Source organism: Flagellimonas amphidinii (assembly GCF_013090115.1).
GTDB classification, from domain to species: Bacteria; Bacteroidota; Bacteroidia; order Flavobacteriales; family Flavobacteriaceae; genus Flagellimonas; species Flagellimonas amphidinii.
The window spans coordinates 1-17,532 of record NZ_JABFNN010000039.1; the positions used below are offsets into that span (position 1 = coordinate 1).

At 37.8% G+C, this 17,532-nt stretch carries 16 protein-coding genes and 1 pseudogene; 9 read left to right on the plus strand and 8 right to left on the minus strand.

The window, feature by feature from the left end:
* Positions 1–192: pseudogene (locus tag HJC33_RS11835) on the minus strand (aminotransferase class V-fold PLP-dependent enzyme); the annotation flags it as partial.
* Positions 193–435: 243 nt separating this feature from the next.
* On the opposite strand from HJC33_RS11835, the gene HJC33_RS11840 reads away from it, so the two are divergent.
* A complete protein-coding gene (locus tag HJC33_RS11840) occupies positions 436–2,370 on the plus strand; it encodes a PA14 domain-containing protein (RefSeq protein ID WP_171659039.1) in 1,935 nt (644 codons plus the stop codon).
* 252 nt (positions 2,371–2,622) lie between these two features.
* Here HJC33_RS11840 and mnmE read toward each other — a convergent pair whose 3' ends face one another.
* Positions 2,623–3,993, minus strand: coding sequence for a tRNA uridine-5-carboxymethylaminomethyl(34) synthesis GTPase MnmE (mnmE, locus tag HJC33_RS11845; RefSeq protein ID WP_171659040.1), 1,371 nt, complete (start codon positions 3,991–3,993; stop codon positions 2,623–2,625).
* Positions 3,994–4,155: 162 nt separating this feature from the next.
* Between mnmE and HJC33_RS11850 the strand changes: the two genes are divergently transcribed.
* Complete coding sequence (locus HJC33_RS11850) at positions 4,156–5,457, plus strand: phenylacetate--CoA ligase family protein (protein WP_171659041.1); 1,302 nt, start codon at positions 4,156–4,158, stop codon at positions 5,455–5,457.
* Between the two features lie 52 nt (positions 5,458–5,509).
* Here the strand turns inward: HJC33_RS11850 and HJC33_RS11855 are convergent, their stop codons facing one another.
* Complete coding sequence (locus HJC33_RS11855; RefSeq protein ID WP_171659042.1) at positions 5,510–6,271, minus strand: hypothetical protein; 762 nt, start codon at positions 6,269–6,271, stop codon at positions 5,510–5,512.
* 326 nt (positions 6,272–6,597) lie between these two features.
* Between HJC33_RS11855 and HJC33_RS11860 the strand changes: the two genes are divergently transcribed.
* The 4 genes from HJC33_RS11860 to HJC33_RS11875 all read left to right on the plus strand — a co-directional run bounded on the left by HJC33_RS11860 (position 6,598) and on the right by HJC33_RS11875 (position 10,344).
* Positions 6,598–6,960 carry a DUF4870 domain-containing protein gene (locus tag HJC33_RS11860; RefSeq protein WP_171659628.1) on the plus strand — a complete coding sequence of 121 codons (363 nt, stop codon included), beginning with the start codon at positions 6,598–6,600 and terminating at the stop codon, positions 6,958–6,960.
* Positions 6,961–7,481: 521 nt separating this feature from the next.
* Positions 7,482–8,267, plus strand: coding sequence for an MbnP family protein (locus tag HJC33_RS11865; RefSeq protein ID WP_171659043.1), 786 nt, complete (start codon positions 7,482–7,484; stop codon positions 8,265–8,267).
* Positions 8,268–8,333: 66 nt separating this feature from the next.
* On the plus strand, positions 8,334–9,380 hold the full coding sequence (locus tag HJC33_RS11870; protein ID WP_171659044.1) for a cytochrome-c peroxidase: 1,047 nt from the start codon (positions 8,334–8,336) through the stop codon (positions 9,378–9,380).
* Between the two features lie 157 nt (positions 9,381–9,537).
* Positions 9,538–10,344, plus strand: a complete 807-nt coding sequence (locus HJC33_RS11875) for a transporter family protein (RefSeq protein ID WP_246245542.1) — start codon at positions 9,538–9,540, stop codon at positions 10,342–10,344.
* A 33-nt stretch (positions 10,345–10,377) separates the two neighbouring features.
* Here the strand turns inward: HJC33_RS11875 and dnaN are convergent, their stop codons facing one another.
* From dnaN to HJC33_RS11900, 5 genes are all read right to left on the minus strand, one after another.
* Positions 10,378–11,496, minus strand: coding sequence for a DNA polymerase III subunit beta (gene dnaN / locus HJC33_RS11880; RefSeq protein WP_171659045.1), 1,119 nt, complete (start codon positions 11,494–11,496; stop codon positions 10,378–10,380).
* Between the two features lie 121 nt (positions 11,497–11,617).
* A complete protein-coding gene (gldG, locus tag HJC33_RS11885) occupies positions 11,618–13,285 on the minus strand; it encodes a gliding motility-associated ABC transporter substrate-binding protein GldG (protein WP_171659046.1) in 1,668 nt (555 codons plus the stop codon).
* Positions 13,282–14,013, minus strand: coding sequence for a gliding motility-associated ABC transporter permease subunit GldF (gene gldF / locus HJC33_RS11890; RefSeq protein ID WP_171659047.1), 732 nt, complete (start codon positions 14,011–14,013; stop codon positions 13,282–13,284). The genes gldG and gldF overlap by 4 nt, the downstream gene beginning before the upstream one ends.
* Positions 14,013–14,315, minus strand: a complete 303-nt coding sequence (locus tag HJC33_RS11895; RefSeq protein WP_171659048.1) for a putative quinol monooxygenase — start codon at positions 14,313–14,315, stop codon at positions 14,013–14,015. The genes gldF and HJC33_RS11895 overlap by 1 nt, the downstream gene beginning before the upstream one ends.
* Positions 14,316–15,146 carry an SAM hydrolase/SAM-dependent halogenase family protein gene (locus HJC33_RS11900; RefSeq protein WP_171659049.1) on the minus strand — a complete coding sequence of 277 codons (831 nt, stop codon included), beginning with the start codon at positions 15,144–15,146 and terminating at the stop codon, positions 14,316–14,318.
* 121 nt (positions 15,147–15,267) lie between these two features.
* Here HJC33_RS11900 and HJC33_RS11905 point away from each other — a divergent pair, with 121 nt between their 5' ends.
* From HJC33_RS11905 to HJC33_RS11915, 3 genes are all read left to right on the plus strand, one after another.
* Positions 15,268–16,227 carry a PhoH family protein gene (locus HJC33_RS11905; protein ID WP_171659050.1) on the plus strand — a complete coding sequence of 320 codons (960 nt, stop codon included), beginning with the start codon at positions 15,268–15,270 and terminating at the stop codon, positions 16,225–16,227.
* A gap of 1 nt (position 16,228) precedes the next feature.
* Positions 16,229–17,188 (plus strand): phosphoribosylaminoimidazolesuccinocarboxamide synthase, encoded by a 960-nt coding sequence (locus tag HJC33_RS11910; RefSeq protein WP_171659051.1) that lies wholly within the window; start codon positions 16,229–16,231, stop codon positions 17,186–17,188.
* Between the two features lie 72 nt (positions 17,189–17,260).
* Positions 17,261–17,518: a DUF4212 domain-containing protein gene (locus tag HJC33_RS11915; RefSeq protein ID WP_171659052.1), complete on the plus strand. Its 258-nt coding sequence runs from the start codon at positions 17,261–17,263 to the stop codon at positions 17,516–17,518.
* The last annotated feature ends 14 nt before the right edge of the window (positions 17,519–17,532 follow it).

A 17,532-nucleotide genomic window follows, 5' to 3' on the forward strand; every position in this document is an offset into this window, starting at 1 on the left:
GGCCACCATAGGGCCTATGGTCTTTGTAATGGTATCTTCAATAGGGCGGTATAGCCTTCCGCTTGCCACCCAATCGGCATATAGAAGTTTTTGCTTGCCATATTGAGTTTTAAAAGCGGTGCCATCGCCTACGATGTCTTTTTTAAAGGATTCGAAATAACGTTCCAAAGTGATATGATCAGTAGTATTCAAAAGACTCTTTTTTAGTCCGCAAATGTATTGTTTTAAAGATATATTTCCTTGAAAATTGGTGGCCTATTTTGCTTTGACAGGGTCTTCGGTTTTCCGGGAAAAAACATTTCTCATACAAATTTCCTAAACAGGTTCTCAAGCAAGGAAGATGGAATCTTTTTTGTCTAAAGAGAAATAGAGGTTTCATGAACCCTCTACCATTTCCGTAACAAATACTTAAATTTCAGTTAAATTAGAGCGTGGATGAAAACCATAATTTGGACGAAAATCAACAACACCATGCGCACGCTTTCCTTTATAGTTTTTGTTTCGATTTCCTTAAGCCTTTGTGCCCAAGCGGACAAGTCGTTTTTCAAGAGCAATCTCAATGAGACCAACAAACCTTGGAGCGATAAACCTTTTTACAACGACCCCAACAATTTTCAGTTTGCCATTGTAAGTGACCGTACCGGAGGACATCGCCAAGGCGTGTTCGGAAAGGGAATCGAAAAAATAAATCAATTATACCCCGAGTTTGTGATGAGCGTGGGCGATTTGATCGAGGGCTATAGTAAAGACACCAGTTTGCTCAATACCCAATGGAAAGAATTCAATGGCATATTGGATAGCCTGAATACCCGCTTCTTTTATGTGGCCGGAAACCATGATTATTCTAACGCCACCATGGCCAAGCAATGGAAGGAACGTTACGGACGGGCATATTATCACTTTATTTACAAGGATGTCCTCTTCCTTATTGCCAACAGTAATGATGGCGACGGGGTATTGATGGGCAAAGATCAAATTGCCTATTTAAAGGGGGCCATTGCCCAAAACCCCAATGTGCGATGGACGATGATTTTTGTACACCACCCCATATGGGCCTATGGAGATGCCAACGGGTTCAATGAAATCGAAGATGCGCTGAAAGGCAGGAAATATACGGTCTTTGCGGGGCACACCCATCGGTATATGCACACGGTTCAAAACGATCAAAACCATTATGTGTTGGCTACAACGGGGGGAGGCAGTCGATTACGCGGCCCTAAATTCGGGGAGTTCGATCATATCGGTTGGGTAACCATGACCGATGCCGGGCCCAAGCTGGTCAATTTGGCCCTTTCGGGGATTATCGACGACGATGTAAGCAATACGAACACCAAGGAACAGGCGATAGGCCTGATCAAGGCCACCGACTTTAAACCTTTGGTATTGTCAAAGGGAAAGAACCGGAAAGTGGTGATGTCGCTTCATAATACCTCCGATAAAGAGCTGCATTTTAAAGGGGTATTGTATCACCATCATCAGGTGGAGCCCAATGCTTCCCGTTTTGATATAATGTTGCCTTCAAAAAGCTTGAAGCAGTTGACCATCATGACCCATCCGCGAGGGGATAGCAGTGAAAACGACTGGGATCCCTTGGAGATGGAATGGGAAATGAAATATGATTCCGCTTTTATGGAACCTGAATTCAGCCTAAGCGGTACGGAGGTCATTGAACTGAACCCTAATAAGGAAGCCCGCATCTCGTTGACCAAGCAAGATATTTTTACCGAGGCTTTAAAACTGGAGGTCGACCATCCCTATGGAGATGACATCACTACACGATATACCTTGGATGGAACCCGACCCGGAATAGGAAGCGCTACTTACCCTGGCGTCGTCGTAAAGGAAACCACGGACCTTAAAGTGGTATTGACCGATGCTGAGGGCTTTACAAGTAGTGTCACCTCAAAAACATATCGAAAAGTTAAACCCCTAAAAAGTGTCCGGGTCAAAAGTCCAAAAAGAGGATTGGCTTACCGCTATTATGAGGGCGAATTTAAAAGTGTACCCGATTTTAAACAACTCGGCAAGCCTAAGGCCACGGGAGTTGCATTGGAATTGGATCCCGATAAAATCGGACAGCGTTTAGATCATTACGCCATTCAATATAACGGGTATATTAAAATTCCGGAAACCGATATTTATACGTTCTATCTTAAATCTGATGACGGGAGCATGCTCTACATAGATGGTGACTTGATTGTTGATAATGATGGTTCTCACGATACTAGGGTCAAAACAGGCTTTGTGGCCTTAAAAAAAGGTTGGCACCCCATTCGCATAGACTATTTTGAGGATTTCTTGGGAGAACGCTTGGGTCTTGGGTACTCCTCTGAAAAATTGGAAAAAACGGCCGTGCCTTTGTGGCATTGATGATTTTATAGTATTCAATAAAAAGGCTCAACTTACCATTTTTAATCTTTTTACTTTTTAGACTTATTTTTATTTCAAAGTGAAATTTTTTCACCTCATGTATCAAAAATTCTGTCGAGGTGAAAATTAGGTGAAATAGTGTATGAAAATAGGCTATTAAAAGAAACGAAAAAGATAAAACATCCTTAACAACTTATTGAAAATCAATTAAATAAAAAAATGAATCCAAATGAAATTATAAAATCAACTTATTTATTTACCGATACAGAAATTAGAAAAGATATTCCCAAGCAAATCGTCTGTGCTAACCTCACCGGTAATTTCTCCAAGATGGAACAATGCTTGGCGGATATCTATAGCCATCAAATCGCTCGATACTCCAGTATCCATGCCCTCTTTTACTTTTTGAATCTCTTCCAAGGCTTTTAAGAGTGAATCATAGTGCCTGCTGTTGGTTACTATGGTATTATCACCGCTCAATGCTCCAGAATCTACTAAACTCAATAACTTTTGTTCCAAATCTGCAATTCCAGTTCGGTTTTTGGCTGAAAGAAATATGATACTTGGAATTTCTTTAGTAAGTGCCGCTATTTTATTATTATCCAACAAATCCATTTTGTTGCAAATAGGCAAAACTTCCTTGTTCGGATATTTGCTTTTGATGAATTTCAGTTCAGACCTTTCAAAGTTGGGATTGTCAAAAAGAAAAAGAATGAGTCTGGCTTTTTCAATTTTATCAAAGGTTCGTTCAATCCCTATTTTCTCGACTACGTCCTCAGTTTCTCTTATCCCGGCAGTATCAATAAATCTAAAATTAATGCCGTTAAGGGTAATTTGATCTTCAACAGTATCCCTGGTGGTTCCTGCAATATCACTAACAATGGCTCTCTCTTCATTCAAAAGTGCATTGAGGAGCGTGGATTTTCCCACATTGGGTTCACCTACTATGGCAACAGGAATTCCGTGTTTGATGACATTGCCCAATGCAAATGAATCAATGAGCTTTTTTAAGACTTCGTTGATTCTGTTCAATAGTGATTTGAATTGTTCCCGGTCTGCAAATTCAACATCTTCTTGAGAAAAATCCAGTTCCAACTCAATGAGAGAAGCAAAGTTTAGTAACTCTTCTCGAAGCTTTTGAATTTCATGGCTAAAACCACCACGCATTTGTTGAATGGCAATTTCATGGGCAGCTTCACTATCACTGGCAATCAAGTCTGCAACCGCTTCGGCTTGACTCAAATCCATTTTACCATTTAAAAAGGCTCGCAAGGTAAATTCCCCTGGAGTAGCTGTTCTACAACCTGATTTGAGTAAAAGCTGTATGATCTGTTGTTGGATATATGGGGAACCATGGCAAGATATTTCCACTACATTTTCACCAGTGTAGGAGTGTGGGGCCTTAAAAATGGAAACCAGAACTTCGTCCAACACCTTGTTACCATCAATCATATGTCCCAGATGAATAGTATGGCTTTTTTGGGAAGACAATTTTTTGTCTTTTACAGACTTGAAAACCAAATCAGAAATTGCAATTGCGTTAGGGCCAGAAACCCTAATCATAGCTATGGCACCAGTACCTGATGGGGTTGCTAAAGCTACGATGTCATCTTCCTTATGCATGGCCCAAAATTACAAATTCATTTGTTTAGGAATTAAGAATTATGGAAACTAAACTTTAAGAGTTATAGGCAACAATTTTAGTACATTGTAAAAAACAAATTGTAAAATAATACGTTTGCTTATAACATGTCGTTAAGGACCGGATCGATATAAGATTTAAAAATGCCTCATTTATTTGAAAAATTTCGCAATACTGCATTTTGGCTTTTGGATTCCTTTAAAGGAAGAATTTTAGGTGACCATCGGAAGGAAATACGTAAAATACTTACAGACCCTTGTGATACCGATGTAAATCAGATACGCCAAAAGAACCTTAATCGACTTCTTGGCAATGCTGTAAATTCAGTTCCCTTCTATAAAGAATATGCTGGATACACAGAACTTTCTGATTTTCCAATTATTGACAAAAATGTTGTTTTGAACAATTATGAAGCATTTGCTTCAGTGGATTATAAAGAAGCTAATCTGTATAAATCTTCCAGTAGCGGTTCTACGGGAATCCCTTTCAGTATTTATCAAAACAAAACAAAACGACAGAGAAACACTGCAGATGTAATTCACTTTTTAGAAGAAACAGGTGGTGCAGTGGGAAACAAACTCTATTATATCAAACTTTGGGATTATACCAATGCCAAGAAATGGTGGACGAGGTTTGTACAGAATATATTTGTTCATAATGTGACGAATAATGGAGAAGAAGATATGGCTAAGCTTATTTCTAAAATAGAAGATGATAATTCTTTAAAAACAATACTCGGCTATCCTTCCTTTTTTGAAGAGTTGTGCAACCACCTGGATAAAAACAAGGTTAATCCTAAGGTGAAAAATATAAAGTCGATAATTACCATTTCTGAAGCCTTAAAACAAGAAGAAAGAGATAGAATGACCCATTATTTCAAAGCTCCTGTTTTTGAAAGGTATTCTAACCAAGAAAATGGCATTCTTGCTCAACAGACCAAAAGAAGTGACGGTAAATATGTTTTGAACTGGGCCAGTTTTCATTTTGAAATCCTAGAGCTGGATTCTGACAAGCATGTTCAACATGGTGGTTTGGGTAGAATTGTGGTAACTGATTTGTTTAATTTCTCAATGCCTCTAATAAGATATGATACTGGAGATATGGGCATATATGGGAAAGATAACAATGGATTTGCATATTTATCCCAAATATATGGAAGACGTATGGATGCTATCTATGACACCAAAGGTAATATAGTTTCCCCTTTCATTTTTTATATGGTTTTGGACTTTTCTAAGGTTAAACAGTTTCAGTTTATTCAAAAAAGGCGAACGGAATACCTGTTTAAGTTAAATGGGAGGCCAGAAGATGTTCAAGAAGCAGAGATTATAAAGTACTTTCAAAACTACCTTGGAGAAGATGCAATAATTAAATTTTCATATGTAGAGGAAATCCCATTATTATCCTCTGGTAAACGAAAAAAAATAGTCAACGAATATTCGTAATAATAAAATAGAGAAAAGGCGGTCATTTGACCGCCTTTATAATTTAATATCCTTAGGAACATTTAAATTTCTTTCTCCCTTTTTTCCATCTTTTGATTCTTTTGTATTTGTTCCCTCTGTATCTCTTTCTTTTGTTTTTACACTCCAACTCATAAGGTACAAAAATACTTTGAAGGTTATTGGTGGGTATTAGGATAACTGCTAGGGAATCTCCATCTCCTGGTTCAAAACCTTCGCCATTGGCCAATGCCATATCCACAATTTCTTGTCCCTTGGTTCTGTTCCAGTCATCTCCTAAGTAGGCACAGCTAATACAATTTCTGTCATCAATAAGCTCCCAAATGGCCCATTGTACATCTCCAAAGGTGTATGTACCTCCACTAGGACTTTCAGAGCCAATTAAGTCTTGGTTCAAAATCCAGTTTACCATGTCAAAGTTTTCTGGATGTTCAAATTTCCCATCTGGTAGTGTTTCGTAGCTGGAATATACATCAGCTTCAAAACACTGATCCGCATTTAGGGATAAATCCACGTCCACACACCATGCTCCATAATCACCGGCAAGGCTAGTATCGCTAATGGTAAGGTCAAAATAACTGTTGTCTGCATCCACTCCTTTGGCCGTGGTACAAGCGTTAAGCGAAGCGGGCAAATCAGGAGTAACACTGATTTTACATTCTTTTTTCTTCCACTTATTGTGCTTGTAACGAAACGATACTGCTTCCAAGTTTTCCTCTGTTGTTGAGGTGTCCTCTGTATCGCAACTATAAAAAGTAACGGTCAAGGCTAGAAATAACAAGTAAATTTTCTTCATATTAGTTGATTTTAATTAAAGATGTTAACAAATTTCTAACATTATGAAGGTAAATTGTAATGGTCTAGATGAACGGACAAAATATTGGACAACTGTCTTGTTGATGAGTTTTTGATTCAATTTATTGAAGTATCATATATATGCTTTTTTAAATAAATTAAATTTAAAATACTGAAAAACAATTAATTAAGTGTGTTTGGTGTCGGTTTTCAAAGAAAGGATATATTTTATCGATGAACTGTAGCAAAGTTACATGTGAGTGTGATATTGTAACTTTTTGATGAAAACGTATACCAATGGAATACATCATCAAAATCAATCAAAAAATGGAAGTAGTTAATCAAAATGTTATTCGAAAGGACAATACCTTATTGTCCATTACACACCTCACTCAATTATTACATTATGTAACTGGGTTTGGAGGTTTTATTGTGCCATTGGTCATTTGGCTGACCTCAAGGAAAACTGTTGAAGGAATGGATGAACATGGAAAGGCGGTAATTAATTTTCAATTAAGCCTATTACTATATATTATAATTTCAATTCCTGCAATATTGTTATTTGGGTTGGGTATCTTGGGATTGATAGGAGTGGCCATAGTTGGATTTATAATGCCTATTGTCAATGCAGTTAAAGCTTCTAATGGAGAGTCTCCATCACTTTTCTTGACCATCCCATTTATTTCATAAGTTAAATATTGGCCAAGGTTTTTTTCATATAGATTTACGCTGTAGTTTTGCAAAAAATAAATCGTACTGAAAAAATATTTGGCCATTCTATTCTTGATTGTCTTTGCATTAAGGCCTGCCTACTTTGTTGGGTATTTTTCCTATTTTCAGCTTAATATCGATTATTTCGTCGAAAACTACTGTGTCAATAAGAATCGTCCAGAATTGCAGTGTAATGGTAAGTGTTATCTAATGGAACAACTTTCAGTTTCAAAGGAGCAGCAAAGAAACCAAAATGCCACAAACGCTGGCCTTACATTAATAGAAGCATTTATTCCCTTGTTCATGGAATCTTATGTCGATTTTTCTTTTCAATACTATGAACATCATATTAAAAGCCAAATTCTATCCCCTTTTTATTTAAAAGACTCTCTCATTATTAAAGAGATGCTCCGCCCACCTATTATATAAAGCTTTTCCCGGTTATTTTTAAAGGCTACAGTACTGGCCTTCAACAGTACTTTTTTACTTAATATAATCAAATGAAAGCTTTTGACTATACGGCAATTGTATTGCTGTGCACATTAATTTTATCATGTACTAACGATGATAACTCACCAGAAGAATTAACAGGGGTGGGGAGTATAAATATTGAATTCGATAATGCTTATGGTGATTCAGACTTGTTGCTGGAAACCACCAGCTATGTTGCCAGTGGAACAGAAAATTTAAAGATAGCTACCCTAAAATATATCGTAAGCAATATTCAATTAGAGGATGAGAAAGGAAACACTTTTACCTACCCTAAAGATGATTCTATGTTTATTGTTGATGAATCAGAAAAGACCTCACAATTTATTAATTTAAAGAATGTGCCTGCGGCCAACTATACCAAGATTACCTTTGGGTTGGGTGTTGATCAAGAAAAATATCTACAAGGGGCTGATGGCCAAGGTGATTTTTTGACCTTGGCGACTGATGCTGGTATGATGTGGTCTTGGCAGGCTGGGTATAAATTTATAAGGTATGAAGGGACTTTCACTTCTGAGAATATAACAGATGAAACGGCTTTTGCTATCCATATGGGTAGTCATGGTTCTGTACTGGATAATTACAAAGAAATTAGTCTTGATTTACCGGTATCTGCAAAAGTTAGAACAGATATGGAACCAGAGATTCATGTAGTGGCTGATGTTTCAGATATATTGGTTGCAACGAACACATTATCGTTGGAGGAAAAATCTCAAATTCATGTGGATGCAGAAAAATCTCCAAAAATTGCCGAGAATGCGAGTCAAATGTTTACCGTAGACCACGTTCACAACTAATACAATTGTTATAATTTTTTTGGGAATCCATGGGATGACCCTTGGATTCCCTACTATAAAATAGTTATGATTAGAACAAGTGTATTGGCATTGTTGCTAATGGCAATAGCTTGCAACAATGATACTGAAGTAGTATATACCGAGCCAACGCCGGTGGAACTCTCAATACCTTCAAATTTCCCAGAGGTATTATACGATTTTGAATCCAATCCGTTGACCGAAGAAGGAATTGCCTTGGGAAAAGCCCTTTTTTATGAAGGAGCACTATCCTCTACAGGTATTGTCTCTTGCGGATTTTGTCATGAACAAACCTCGGCTTTTACCCATCATGGGCATACAATCAGCCACGGAGTTAATGGACACGAAGGAACAAGAAATGCCCAACCTTTGCATAACCTAGCATTTTATGAGGAGTTTACTTGGGATGGAGCTGCAATACATCTAGATCTTCAACCGATTATCCCAATTACAAGTGAGGTTGAAATGAATGAAACTATACCTAATGTACTTTCAAAACTTGGTGCTGATGATAAATATCCAGATATGTTTTTTAAAGCTTTTGGGGATGAGGAAATCAATAGTGAACGCATGTTAAAAGCACTTTCTCAATTTATGTTGACTCTTGTTTCGGGCAATAGCAAATATGATAAATATGTTCGTAGTGAAGAGGAAGGTTCTCTTACACAACAAGAAATGGCAGGAATGCAAACATTCAAACAAAAATGTACCACTTGCCATAAAGGTGAACTTTTTACAGATCAGTCCTATCGTAATAATGGGTTGCCATTAAATTCAAAATATCCAGATGAAGAAGGACGTAAGCGTGTTACTGGTTATGAGCAGGATTTTTATAAGTTCAAAGTGCCCGATCTCCGTAATGTTGAACTGAGTTTTCCCTACATGCATGATGGCCGATTTGGTTCCTTAGAAGCTGTATTGAATTTTTATACAGATGGAATGGTAGATAATGGAAATGTAGATGCCTCACTAAAAAAAGAAGATGGAACTTTTGGGATTACGCTGACAGAAGAAGAGAAAGAGAACATTATTTCATTTTTAAAAACACTAACAGATAATGAATTTATCAATGATAAAAGGTTTTCGGAGTACTAACCTCTTGGTGCTATTGTTATTTGTAAGTACTTCACTTTTTGCAAATCCATGTCCATCACCATATGGGTTATTAAGTTTTGATTGTGATTTCTGTGGATGTGCAACAACAGGGGGTAATTTTGGATATGGAACTCTTGGTGATGTCAATTTTTTTGGATTGAGGTATAGTTACCAACAATTTGAGTCCAAGGATGGTATTTTTGCCGATTCACCTATAAGCAAAGAGTATTTTAACACCTATCAATTGTGGTCCAAAATACCGATTACCCAAAGAATACATCTCTCGGCGACACTACCTTATCAAGATTTGAACAGGGAATATGAGGACCGCTCTGAAAGTTTGAATGGGATAGGGGATGCCAGCGTAATTGGCTGGTATACCTTTCCATTTGTAAAGAAAGGGAAAAAGGGCGCTGATAATGATTCATCGTCAAAAATGGTTGGTATGCCGAAGTATTCTGGACACACCATAAAATTTGGATTGGGAATTAAGTTGCCTACTGGTGAATTTGAAGAAGTCTTGACCGACAGGGTAAACCCGGGATTTCAATTGGGCACGGGTAGCACAGATGCTATATTTTCGGCAGGTTATAGTTACAGCAAGAATATGTTTGGAGTTAATGTTACGGGGTCTTATTTCTTGAAAGGGGAGAATAAAAATGAGTATCGCTTTGGTGATCAAGTCAGTTATAATGCAAAGTTTTTCAAGGGATTTCTGGTCAACACTCATGTTCTAACACCATTTGTTGGAGTGAGCGGCGACTTTTTCCAGAAAATTGTACAATTTGGAGATGCCTTGCCCGATACTGATGGCTATATGCATTTGGGTACTTTTGGAGCAGAATTTAACTATAAGAGGCTGGTTATGGGAGCTGATATAGGTATTCCCATAAATCAAGACTTATTTGCCGGTGATGTGCAAATAAAAAAACGGTTAATGTTCTACCTGAATTTTACATTATAAAAAAACCACCTGATAAGGTGGTTTTTATTTTTTCTAGCTGTTCAGCATAACGGGCATTACCAGCATGGTAACTTGTTCTCCTTCGTCAAGCCCATCAATTGGTGTAAGGATTCCAGCTCTATTTGGCAAGCTCATTTCCAAAGAGACTTCATCAGAGGAAAGATTGTTCAACATTTCCACCAAAAAACGGGAGTTGAAACCGATTTGCATATCATCTCCTTGATACGAACAAGAAAGGCGTTCCTCAGCCTTATTGCTGTAATCTACATCTTCGGCAGAGATATTCAACTCTGCTCCAGCAATCTTTAATCTAATTTGGTGAGTTGTTTTGTTGGAGAATATGGAAACCCTTCTTACGGAACTTAAAAATTGATTTCTGGCAATAGTCAGTTTATTGGGGTTTTCCTTTGGAATTACTGCTTCATAATTTGGGTATTTCCCGTCAATCAGTCTACAGATCAATTCAGAATTGTCAAATATAAATTTGGCATTGCTATCATTGTACTCGATGGTTACCTCAGATTCTGAACCGGCCAAAATACCCTTTAAAAGGTTCAAAGGTTTTTTGGGCATAATGAATTCTGCTACTTGGGATGCGGTAACATCCTCTCGTTGGTATTTTACCAATTTATGGGCATCAGTAGCTACAAAGGTTAAATTCTCAGGAGAAAACTGAAAAAATACACCGCTCATAACAGGGCGCAAGTCATCATTTCCTGCCGCAAATATGGTTTTGGTAATGGCGGTTGCCAAAACATCACCTAAAAGGGTAGTAGAGCTAGGGTTGGAGACCTCCACTGCTTTTGGGAATTCGGCCCCATCAGCATACGCCAACGCATATTTACCATGGTTAGAACTAATCTCTACAGTATTGTTATCCTCTACCACAAAGGTCAATGGTTGCTCTGGAAATGTTTTCAAGGTATCCAATAACAAACGGGCGGGCACCGCTATGATACCTTCAGCATCAGAATCAACTTCCAGCACAGAGCTCATGGTGGTTTCTAAATCAGATGCAGAAACCGTAAGCTCATTCTTTTTTAAATCAAATAGGAAATTGTCCAGAATGGGCAGGGTGTTACTATTGTTGATAACTCCTCCCAAAACCTGTAAGTTTTTTAATAAATATGTACTGGATACAATAAACTTCATTAAAGAGATTCTTTAGTATTATTGACTGTTCAAGACCAATGGGACTTAAAACAGGCTCATAAAATGGATAAAAACAAATATATCTTAAAACGACTTAGCAAAGAAACAAATTTATCAACACCTATGCAGCAAATTTTTGTTTTCTATAGTAGCTGAAGATGACTCCTAAAATCAGGGACAAAAGTACTGGAACGCCAATGTTGATAACCTGCCACTTCGTTTTTTGTTCGACTACTTTTTTAACGTCAAGCAAAGGAATGGACACTTCCTTATTTCGAATGTTTATAAGTCCTGTATTATCTAAAAGATAGTTGATGCAATTCACCAAAAATTCCTTGTTCCCATAAAAACTGTTGGTCCATTTGTCATAGCCAAGCTCTAAAGGCCTGCCATTCCGCAATTGATTTTTGATGACATCTCCATCAGAAATTACAATCAATTTATTATTGGGGCCATCCTCTAAGCTTTGTGATAATTGCAAGGGCTTTATCCTGTTTTTGTACATGGAGGAAAATTTACCTTCAACCAATACTGCCAAAGGTTGATTGCCATAGGTATATGATGCTTTGTCTGGAGGGGTGTTCAAAATACCTAAACCAATTTGTTTGGGCGTACCTTCGGTTTTTGATAGGGGAGAACTTTGCAGCAATACTGTTTTTTTGTAGTTGTTTTGAAGTAGCTCCATTGGACTCGTAAACTGATACCGAACTGCTTCAATATTCGTATTGATAGGGTGGTTGTTTTTGGAAAATATCATGGGGTTATAGTACCAAGGAACCGGATTGTACTGTGAATCGTTGCCTTCTCCCGTAGCTAAGACAATTTGTGTGAAATATAGGTCATTGATCAAAGTGGGATTGATACGAATCCCGTAATTGAAGAAAAAATCCTTCAAATTTAAATTACGGGGCAGGGCCATGGCAGTACCCCCACCAGCATAAATACTGTCCATTTCAATGGCCACTTCGTCAATCAACCAAATAGATTTCCCTCCGTTGGTCACAAATTGGTCCAGTACATATTTTTCTTCATCAGAAAAGGTTTCTGTCGGCTTGGCAATCAAAGCAAGGTCAAATCCTTTGAGCTGGTCCAGCACTTGTTGGGGATTTTTTGCTACTGAATCTAAAGTAATAGCGCCAATATTGTAGTAATCACGAATAGAAGTTAAATAATCCGCTAGGTATCTATCTTCCAATTCACCATTCCCTTTGAGCACAGCAATGCTTTTTTTCTTAGTGATGCTCAATTTGGTGAAAGCATCGGCAAAAGCATATTCCAATTGTTGCACAGAATTGTTGATGCGCTCTTCTGCGTTGGAACCCAATTTGTTTTTCAGCAATGGAACTTTAACCGTTTTGTTTTTATAATTTACCATTGCCCAGGGAAATACCAATTCCTGGGAAACTTTGCCATTTTCTTCAACAGTAACGTTTGCAGGTTGAAGACCCAAGCTTTGCAGTTGCGCAATGGTTTCTTGAGCTTGGTCCTTGTTTTCCAAGGGATTCACAAAATTAAACTTGATAGTATTGTTTTTGGAAGCAAAGGATTCCAGTAAAAGCTCGGTTTCTGTCTTCAACTTAGAGAACTCAGGTGGAATGTTACCATCCAACAATACATCGATGACAACTGGACTTTCAAATTTTTGAGCTACTTCCAGCGCAGGTTCTGAAATGGTGTATCGTTTATCTTCAGTTAAATCAAATCTGCCAAAGAAAAAACCTCCAATCAGGTTTAGAATAATGACCACTACTAGAGCCTTAAGTATCGATATCAAAAACTTCAATGTCATTTGGTCAGTTGTTTAAGTCGTTGATGTGTGAGATACATAAAGAAAAGGGTAAGGGTCAAGAAATAAAGCAAATCCCGCGTATCGATGACACCTCTTGCAATACTTTCAAAATGTGATTGTGCACCTAAGTTTTTGATGAATTGTTGGGTCTCTCCATTATCAAACAAGGTGGAAATGGCATCAAACCCATTTAAAATCAAAAAACAAATAAGAATTCCAGCTAAAAAGGCCAAAATTTGATTATCGGAAAGCGTTGAGGCAAAAATACCAATAGAAGTGTAAGTAGCTATTAGAAAAAGTAATCCAAAATACGACCCCAACACTACACCAAGGTCAAAATTCCCTTGGGTTACTCCCAGATTTGAGATTGCAAAAACATAGACTATGGTTGGAACAACCGTCAAGAAACATAACAAAAAAGCGCCCCAAAACTTGCCCAACACAAGTTTCCAAGTAGATATTGGTTTTATGAGCAATAATTCCAGGGTTCCCATCTTTCTTTCTTCTGAAAAACTCTTCATGGTGATGGCCGGAACCAAAAACACAAAAATCCAATGAGCCAGCAAGAAGAAGTTGCTCAAATCGGCAAAGCCGTAGTCAAAAATATTATATGCTCCTTTAAATACCCATAAAAACAATCCTGTGAGTAACAAAAAGGAACCAGCTATGAGGTAACCTATAGGTGATGTGAAAAAAGACCGTATTTCTCTTTTAAAAATGGCAAACATCAAGAAAGGGTTGAAGAATTTTTTTTGGTGACACTCCAAGCCTCTGGTTTCTCGGCGAACAATTTTTTGGTATTGCTCCAAACCTCCTTAAAAAAATCTGATGCTCTGTAGTTTTCCAAGTCTGATTCTTTTTGCCAAAAGCTATAAGTGAAGAAAACAGCGGGATTGTTCAAATCTTGGTACAGTTCTACAAACTGACAACCTTGAAAAGTAGCAATTTGATCCCTTGATTCTTCAAAGATTTGCTCAAAACTAGGAATATTTTCGGGTTTAAATGTAAGTTTTACGATGCGTATCAGCATTTACAAAAAATTAATGGTTACCGTGTCCCTGTAATTCAGCCCTAATAGAGTGGAGGCTCCCCCTACAGAATTGAGGTCACTTTTGTAGATGGCAAGTTCCATATAACCGGCAGAATTGAACAATGCAAGTGCGTCTCCAGGTCCCTTTCGCTGCCCTTTTCCCAAATCAAAATTGATGATGCCGTTATAACTATCATGAATTTTCCTCAATTTATTGGTACGGGCATTAACTTCATAATCCCTTCCATTACGATATGCATCGAACAGATTGCGTTGGATGTTGGTGACTACATTGCCGTAATTATCAATATAAATAACATTGCCAGAAATACTTTTGCCATTGTTGGTGATTCTAGGTTCAAATTCTCGAAGTTCCCGTAAAGCGTTAAAGGGCCTTCCAATCACTTCCAATTTGCCCCCTCGCGCAATATGGCAAGCCACTTGGACAAAGACATCCATTACAGGAAAGGAACCTGAAACAATATTGGGAATATCAACCTCTACAATTTTTTCTGGATTGATTTCTGAAGTAATCAATGAAATGACACCGTTATTGGCGGTCACAAAAAAGTGCCCATCAACTTGAACAGCAATATGTTGGTTTTCAGGTGATAATTCAGAATCAACCCCAACAATATGCACTGTCCCTTCTGGAAAAGAACGGTAGGCATTTTTAAGGATATAAGCACATTCTTGGATGTTAAAAGGGCTAATGGCATGGGAAATATCAACAATTTGAACATCTGAAAGATTACTTAAGATTGTTCCCTTGATGGCACCTACAAAGTGATCTTTGTATCCAAAATCTGTAGTTAAGGTTATGATTGCCATGCAATACTGTTGATATGTTTTTCTGTACTCAAATTGATTTTTGGTTAAGTTTGTGGAGTAAAATTACATTAAAAAAGAAAGAATACAATTCTTCAAAAATAACCATAAATACCCCGCTTTTTTGAACGAACTTATAATTGAACTCACAGAGATAAGCCCTCAGGACTTTTTTGGGCAACAAAATGAAAATATTGAACTTTTAAAAAAGTACTTTCCTAAACTTAAGATTGTGGCCCGTGGCAGCAAAATAAAGGTCTATGGGGATGAAGAACTTTTAGAGGAGTTTGACAAGCGTTTTGATATGCTCACCGATCAGTTTGCCAAGTACAACAAACTGGATGAAAATATGATTGAACGTGTGTTGACCAGCAATGGTCAAGAGGATTATTCTTCATCCAAAAGTAGTGGCGATGTTTTAGTACATGGTGTTAGCGGTCGTTTGATCAAAGCGCAAACAGCCAATCAAAGAAGACTGGTAGATGCCTGCAAAAAGGACGACATGGTCTTTGCAATTGGCCCTGCGGGTACTGGAAAAACCTACACAGGTGTTGCACTTGCCGTAAAAGCGCTCAAGGAAAAACAAGTACGTCGTATAATCTTGACCAGACCTGCTGTGGAAGCAGGAGAAAATTTAGGCTTCCTTCCAGGGGATTTAAAGGAAAAGCTAGACCCTTATATGCAACCTTTGTATGATGCTCTTCGGGATATGATTCCTGCAGAAAAACTGGAAAAGTACATTGAGGATGGTACCATTCAAATTGCTCCTATGGCATTTATGAGGGGACGCACATTGGATAATGCCTTTGTAATTCTGGATGAGGCCCAAAACACAACCCATGCCCAGATGAAAATGTTTTTGACCCGTATGGGGAAAAACGCCAAGTTTTTGTTGACAGGAGATCCTGGGCAAATTGACCTGCCCAGAAGAGTAATCTCAGGTTTGAAAGAGGCTTTGTTGATTCTAAAGAATGTTGATGGTATCAGTATTATTTATTTGGATGACAAAGATGTGATTCGACATAAATTGGTTAAGAAGGTCATAGATGCCTACAAAAATATAGAGCACCAAAATCAATTCTAACATGGGGCAGAACACCTTGATGGCCACAGATTTTAACTTTCCTGGCCAAAAATCCGTTTATAAAGGAAAAGTTAGGGAAGTATACACTCTGGAAAACGACCTTTTGGTAATGATAGCTACTGACCGACTCTCAGCTTTTGATGTTGTCATGCCTAAAGGCATACCCTACAAAGGTCAAATCTTGAACCAGATTGCCACCCAAATGATGAAAGCAACAGAGGATATTGTTCCGAATTGGTTATTGGCAACTCCTGACCCTAATGTAGCTATAGGCAAAGCATGCGAGCCCTTTAAAGTTGAAATGGTTATCCGAGGGTATCTATCTGGTCATGCTGCAAGAGAATACAAAGTGGGCAAACGAACTTTATGTGGTGTTCCAATGCCTGAAGGGATGAAGGAAAATGACAAATTTCCACAACCAATCATCACTCCAGCAACAAAGGCAGAAAAAGGGAATCATGACGAGGATATTTCCAAAGAAGACATTTTGAAAAGGGGGATAGTCTCACCAGAAGACTACGAAGTGCTTGAAAAATATACCGAAGCTTTGTTTGGGAGGGGTACAGAGCTAGCTGCAAAACGTGGTTTAATTTTGGTAGATACCAAGTATGAATTTGGCAAAACAAAAGAAGGTCAGATTGTCCTGATTGATGAAATCCATACTCCGGATTCTTCAAGATATTTTTATGCAGATGGTTATGAAGAACGTCAAACCAAGGGTGAGCCCCAAAAACAACTTTCCAAAGAGTTTGTACGCCAATGGTTGATTTCAAATAAGTTTCAAGGCTTGGAAGGACAGACCGTTCCTGAGATGTCAGATGACTATATTGAAACTGTATCTGACAGATATATTGAACTTTACGAAAGTATCACAGGAGAAAGCTTTGAAAAAGCTGATGTTTCAAATATTACAGAAAGGATAGAGGAGAACATTGGCACCTTTTTGAACAAGTTATCTTAATTCTACTGTCTCTTTTAAAAAGTGAGGCTTTTTTCTAGGGATTTCATATATTTCTTCCATCAAACCTAACAGATGGATAATTCTTTAAGAAAAAAGTATTGGAAAGAAAATCTCAAATATCTCACTATACTCCTTAGCATTTGGTTTTTGGTTTCCTACGTATTCGGAATTCTGTTGGTAGATGAATTGAATACTATTAGGATGGGAGGCTTTAAACTTGGATTTTGGTTTGCCCAACAAGGTTCCATCTACGTTTTCGTGATACTCATTTTTATTTATGTCCGCTTAATGAACAAGTTGGATAAAAAATATGGCTTCGATAACGATTAATCAACCTAAAAAAC